Source organism: Halotalea alkalilenta DSM 17697 (genome assembly GCF_000621205.1).
Lineage (GTDB): Bacteria > Pseudomonadota > Gammaproteobacteria > Pseudomonadales > Halomonadaceae > Halotalea > Halotalea alkalilenta.
In genome coordinates, this window is record NZ_JHYY01000049.1 from 1 (window position 1) to 6,515 (window position 6,515).

A 6,515-nucleotide genomic window follows, 5' to 3' on the forward strand; every position below is an offset into this window, starting at 1 on the left:
CTTCTGGGTCCTGTGCTCGGGGGCCAAATGGCGCGACTTGCCAGAGCGCTATGGCCCTTGGAGCACCGCGTACGCACGCTTTCGCCAGTGGCGCGATGACGGCACCTTCGATGCGGTGCTGGCACGTCTTCAGCTCAAGCTTCGTGAGGATGGCTTGATGGACCTGGACACCTGGATGATCGATTCCACGGCCGTTCGTGCGACTCGAGCCGCCACGGGAGGCGGTAAAAAGGGGGGGCGGACGAACCGGTAGACCATGCGCTGGGCCGCAGCCGGGGCGGCTTGACCACCAAGATTCATCTGGTCTGCGACCGGCATGGATGGCCACTGGCTTTCACATTGTCACCCGGTCAGGACGCCGACTTTCGTCATTTCATTCCCACGATGGAAACGATTCGTCTACCGGGAAACATGGGCCGGCCCCGAAAGCGCTGCCGCTATGTCGTGGCAGACAAGGGCTACGACAGCGATGAATTGCGCCGCTACTGCGACCGGCACCGGATGAAGCCGGTCATTGCGCAGCGCAAGATGCATCGAAAACCTCGTCCCGGATTACCCCGAGGGTTCGACAAGCCCAAGTATCGGGAGCGCAATGTCATCGAACGGGGCTTTGGCTGGCTCAAGGAACTACGCCGAATCGCTACGCGCTATGACAAGCTGGCCCGTAGCTTTCGTGCCATGGTATGCCTCGCTTGCATAGACCGTCGCCTACGTGCCGACTTTTCGTACAAAACCTAAGAGGAAATTTACTCCCCAACAAGTCCCAATAACCCTGGAACCTGATCACAACCCAATGATTCAAAGCAACAATTTGGCGGCAGAGCGTGAGATGCCATCAAATCTTATAACCAATTGATTTTAAGGCATTTAATACGACACAAGCCAGTTGCAATATACCCCTTCGTATACCATAAATATTTGAAGAGTTGGTAAATCTAAATCTAGGTGTAAGGGATTGTGGTATCAACCTATATCTGCGGAGGACCCATGGCTCAGCTTCTTCACCCACGCGCTACGACCACGCACGCCATCCAAAATGAAATACAGCGATCGAAGGCTTCGGTCGCGGCATTGAGCCGCCGCTATGGCCTCAATCCCTAGACCGTTCGTAAATGGCGTGCACGAGACTCGGTCGAGGACGTGGCCATGGAATCCAAACGGCCTCGTTCAACCTCCTTGACGCCGCTGGAGGAAAGCGTGGCGCTTGAATTCCGCCAACGGACCTCGTTCCCGCTCGATGATTGTCTTTTCAGCTTGCAGCGATTCATCCCGCACCTGACCCGGGCGAGTATCCATCGACTCTACCAGTGTCATGAGATCAGCCGGCTGTCGAAAGACAGCTATCCCCAAACGCTTCAAATCCTATCCGATCGGTTATCTGCACATCGATTTCAGTGAGATCCGCACTGACGAAGGGAAGGCGTATCTGTTCGTCGCCGTCGATCGTACCTCGAAGTTCGTGCACGCCAAGCAGGCCGAAACAAGGCCGCCGCCTTTCTCAAGGAAACGCTGTCCCAACTACCGTACCGTGTTCACACGGTACTGACCAACAACGGCGTGCAGTTAGCCAAGTATCCGGGGACCGAAACGTACAAGCCCCATCGTTTCGATGTTTCGATCTCATTTGTCACCGGCATCGCATCGAGCATCGGCGGACCCAGACCTATCATCCGTGGATCAACGGCCAAGTGGAGCGGATGAATCGGACGCTGAGGAGGCCACGACGCAGACCTTCCACTACGCTAGCCTGGACGCGCTATCAGCGCATCTCCGAGGCTCGAATGCCAAGGAATGCCCACAATGGAAAAGCCCCGAAAGCCAGAGAATTAGCTGTTCTTCGGGGCTTTTTGCCTCGCGATGATCTGCGAGGCAAGAATACAGGCGCGCCTGGCGGGATGATAATCAAAAATCTATCACATTGATTTACATGAGAAAAATATAGAACCCATTAGCCAGCTATACCCATCAGTGTGCCCAACAGGCTCAACGACCCTCTCCCTGCGGAGGACCGAGCCGCCACCATACTGAGTGCACCGTCATCATTTCATTCGGAGCATCGCTCAACATTTGGACCGTTCTCCAGCAGCAACCCTACTCTCCATAAGGTCGACTCTGCCAAGGGACTCGATGCCAGCCTCACGGACTACTTGACTAATTCAACATGCCATCGACAACACCTACGCCCTAACTTATATCCCGCCGCAAGCTGTTCAAGTCGATAGCCTATCCATTGCGAAAATACTGGTCACTGAAGCAGTTAGCCCACCAATAACATCACATTTTTAAATGCCAGGTTCATAAGGTGGGCAGCTCGTCCAGACTGCCCAGCTCCCCAGTCCGTTCATAGGATGCTGAAGAGCCTTCGCGCGAGTGTGTGTGGCTGCCTACAGCCATTAAAAGCGGTTGGGCGATGCACGTAATGATCAATATACTTCTAAGCTTCTTTTCCTGTCAAGCTCCTCAGCCAAATCAAAATTAGTCCACTTAGTGAACCAATAATTTTGTAGCTTTATTATTTTATCAATTTCCTCTTTACTATTTTCTATTTCCCAGGCGTCGCACAATTTTTCTTTTTCACTTTGGGAAACATAAGGGCATACAATTGTGTCCAAAAAGAGCAGAACAGATTCAGTATCTTTTTTGTATACGTCGGAAGTGGATTTCATTTTATTAAGAATGTATCCTTCTATAAATTCCTTCAATGATTTGTATCTTTTTAAATTTTTCATGTAAAAAAGGGAAACAGTAAGGACAAAATAATTTAATCCTTTCTCTGATTTATATTTATTTTGGCCAGCACTTTTGAGGCCTAAATATTTAGCAAGCAGATCTTCTCGAAGCCTATAATTTTTCCCTAAATTAGAAATAATTATTAAAAGATATAAAGTTTCCACTTGTGCAAAGTCTTTACAAGATTCCTTATCTAAAATAAAATTTATGTTTTCAAAAATCTGACTAAAAATAGCATGGGTGTCATCCTTTTCTATTTTTTTTCCTTCAAAAAAGAAATAATCAAATAGAGCACGCGAGATAACTTTATTGTTGTATTAACTTTTGGCGAAGATGCATATATAAAAAAAGAAAACTCCAAAATTGAGCTCAATGCATATACAAACTCCCTATTTGAAGAGCTAGTTTTTGAAATTTTATTAAAATCCACCAGCAGCTTGACAATTCTTTTTTCCAAAATAGCAAAAGTGAAATTTAGTGCGTCATTATACTCCACGCCACTATTTTTTAATATAGTTTTAAATGAAGTTATCAACGATCTTTTATTAATAAAAACTCGCCCTTTGTAAATTTTGTCACCATTTTCGTCAGTCCCTACTTCTTCCAGATCATATTTTACTTTTTCGTCAATTAGATCAGATATATATTTTTTTGCTATGGTGACTTCTGTTATAATAGGTTTGTTATAAATTTTCCCCTTTGCAGTATTAAGGCTTAGCTTATAATTATTCAAGCTTACCTGTAAAACTTCAATTATTTTTGTATAGTCTTTAGGGTCATTGTAAAATACAAAATAATCATCCACGTACCGATATATTTCATAATCAATTTTATGTTTAAGGGAAAAATCCCTCAACTCCACCCTCACTGATTCATCTATATTTTGAAATATTATCTCCGAAAATATCCTGGATATTTCAGGGCCAATTACAATACCATTGGTCTCTTTATAATTTGAGTCCTGCATAAGCGAGTCGAAGCTATCTGCAAAAGTACCTTTTAGTTTGGCAGTAGCCGGAAATATTTTTGAAAGTACATTTTTTGTTGCCCTCTTTCCATGGATAGCCCAGGTGATAGAATGAGTATAAATACTATCAAAACATTTAGACACGTCTAATTGAGCCATGTGATTATAAATTTTTTCACATCGATGGTATTCATTCGATTCAAAAAATTTAAAGATATTACTTATTTCTTTATATACGAAAAAGGATTTTAAATTGTTTTCTTCATTTTTTTCTTCTTCAACAAAATTATCTGGTTTATTACTTAACCGCTTATTTTCATCCCAGTAGACACGACGAGCGATTCTTGAAGGCCTTCTTAAACTGTATTGGCTTTTTCCACAAAAATATATTATTACCTCTTTGTATTTTTCATAAAAATCAGCAGCCAAGATTTGATTTCTTGGATGAATGATAGATAGTTTTCTAAACTCATTTCTTTTATGCTTAATAAGGTATTCAAATGGAATCGTCGTGAAATTCTCAATAGATATTTTCTTGACCCCATTAATATTTCTAATAGAGTTAATTTCACTTATTTTTAGCCCAAATATTATAGAAATCAGCAAATCTGTAGTGCTATTAGAGTGACTCCATTTCAGCTCGTTTTCCTCTACAGAGATATTATGCCTTATCAAAAACTCATAAAATCCTCTATTAGAAAAAGAGACCGGGGTTTCATAAGGAAGTATATCAGATAATATCATTCTTTCTTTTTGCCGGGCAAGTTTTATCTTTCTCATTATTTCCATATCCTAGTGATATTCGATAATTCCATGGGAGAGAAAAATCTGAATGTTTTTTCATCAAATCCTTTCTTGAATTTTAATTTTCTCAGTTTGCATTTCAAAACATCATTAGGGATAGCACAAATTTTATGATCTAAATACTTATCCAGATCACTAATTTTTTTATCTACATTGATAAATCTATTTGAATAAAAAATACCTGTGAATGCACCGCCCTTATTATTAGTTAATTTTGTGTTTCCCGTAAGGAATCTGATCCTGCTTATTAAAAGCCTTTTATGTTTCATCTGCATTGGACTTAACAGATACGTGGAAATGGCCTTATCTATTTTTTCTTTATATGCATTGAGTTTTTTCGTACTCATGTCGACTTTTAGCGTTCTCTGATATGTAAATTCATATCCTAGATACTCGAGCTTAAAATTCATATTCCCATTTGACAGATCTTGCAGGCAGTTTTTTTCTTCATTTACTATCAATCCATGTTTGTTAATCTTTTTTTCCACCAAACTTTCGTATGGATAAACAGGTTGCTGATGTTGAGGGCCAAAAATAATGAAAATATCATCAACATATCTAGCATAATACGTCACATCAGATATGGATCTTATTTATTCATCCAAAGAGGCCAAATAAATTTCTGACAAATACGCGCTAATACCTATTCCTCTTGGAAGTCCCTTTGTATTTCCTGATGTCTCGGAAAAATTATTCAAAATGTCCTTAATTTTTTTAAAAGAACTCAAAGAAAGCTTATTATCTTTAAAAATCTCATCGTAGAGAGATTTATGTTCAATACTTTCATAGAAATTTTTTATATCTGTCCTCAAAATAACTTTAGGAAATGAATTTTCAAGTAAAGATATTATTTGAGGGATTACAGTGTTTCTGTCGGATGGCTTAACCTTAAAAGAATTCTTAATATTTTGTTGTAATTGTTTTTCAGCAAAATATGCTTCCGTGCTGTCGTATATCCTGTATGTGGGCTTGCCATTATGATGTGCCCCTATTCTTATACCAATCTTGAAATGCTTGTTCGCTATTTTTTGAGATACTAAATCTAAGTGCTTATTTATCTCTTCGTCTCGTAATCTTTTCCTACCTCGCAATATATTAATAATAGATGTTTTCCTTGAGTCATAAATTTCCTTGGTATATTTTTCCTTTTTCTTCCTAAGACGATACAACGATTGTCTTGCACTTTTAACTTTTTTTGACAAAATTTCAATTTCAGGAAAAAAGCGTCCTTCTAAATAATTTCCTTTTTTATTTTCTCGATCGTATACTTTTCTTAAGTTTTTAGCTGAAAACGATTGTTCAAACATAGCGTAGGACTCTTGATTGATATAATGATTTTAATATCTATAATATACTGAAATTACATTATTCTTATTCTTCTGTATTGATGCCACCACAATTAATATTCTAACATTAAACTTAAGTTTTTTATATTTAACCGGAATGTAGTTCGTGCAATAGTATCGCCTCGCTAGACCTGTCAGGATCCCATAGGCTCCTACAAGACTACTTTTCATTTCAATGGGACACAATCTGTATCATAACTTCCAAGGCCTCGCCAAATTTTTCCCTCCCTTCTCGAAAAAATGCATAAATCCGCATAATTTTTTGCACCCGCTCCCCTGCCCGCCGCCCCAGCACAGGCGCGGCTTTCGGCCGTGTCCGGCCTGCCGAAAAACCCACCCATTTAGCGCGCAGGCGGGGCGGGGAGTTGATAACGCGCGGGCGGGTCGCGGCGCGGTGGCGGCGTCGGTGCACCAAAGGACATGAAAAGGCCGCGCGGTGCGCGGCCAAGGCTGGGTGAGCGTTGTTGGCGGTCAACTGCGCTGGCGCTGTCTGGCTTGCTCCCGCTCTACGCGCAGGCGATGACGATAGGCAGGAGAATGCACCTTCTGGGCGTCGCCTTCGCGCCTATCACGCTGGATCAGGCGCATCGACTCGGGCAATGGATCCTGCTTAGGCTCGCCTTGCCGATGTCGTTCGACCAGCGCTTCGAGCCACTCACGGTAGCGGT

The 6,515-nt window shown here is 41.9% G+C and carries 5 protein-coding genes and 1 pseudogene; 1 reads left to right on the forward strand and 5 read right to left on the reverse strand.

Annotated features, from left to right (window positions below; translation table 11 throughout):
- Window positions 1–738: pseudogene (locus Q376_RS24295) on the forward strand (IS5 family transposase); the annotation flags it as partial.
- Window positions 739–2,423: 1,685 nt separating this feature from the next.
- Here the strand turns inward: Q376_RS24295 and Q376_RS24750 are convergent.
- The 5 genes from Q376_RS24750 to Q376_RS25040 form a co-directional block, all read right to left on the reverse strand.
- Window positions 2,424–2,894: a hypothetical protein gene (locus Q376_RS24750; protein ID WP_155834249.1), complete on the reverse strand. Its 471-nt coding sequence runs from the start codon at window positions 2,892–2,894 to the stop codon at window positions 2,424–2,426.
- 89 nt (window positions 2,895–2,983) lie between these two features.
- The gene (gene drt3b / locus Q376_RS24305; RefSeq protein ID WP_162177899.1) at window positions 2,984–4,477 is read right to left on the reverse strand and encodes an antiviral reverse transcriptase Drt3b; all 1,494 of its coding nucleotides are present in this window, start codon (window positions 4,475–4,477) and stop codon (window positions 2,984–2,986) included.
- The gene (locus Q376_RS24755; RefSeq protein ID WP_155834251.1) at window positions 4,477–4,989 is read right to left on the reverse strand and encodes a hypothetical protein; all 513 of its coding nucleotides are present in this window, start codon (window positions 4,987–4,989) and stop codon (window positions 4,477–4,479) included. The genes drt3b and Q376_RS24755 overlap by 1 nt, the downstream gene beginning before the upstream one ends.
- A gap of 105 nt (window positions 4,990–5,094) precedes the next feature.
- The gene (locus Q376_RS24760) at window positions 5,095–5,808 is read right to left on the reverse strand and encodes an RNA-dependent RNA polymerase family protein (RefSeq protein WP_155834253.1); all 714 of its coding nucleotides are present in this window, start codon (window positions 5,806–5,808) and stop codon (window positions 5,095–5,097) included.
- Between the two features lie 510 nt (window positions 5,809–6,318).
- A partial coding sequence (locus tag Q376_RS25040) for a hypothetical protein (protein ID WP_027350061.1) occupies window positions 6,319–6,515 on the reverse strand: 197 nt, incomplete at its 5' end.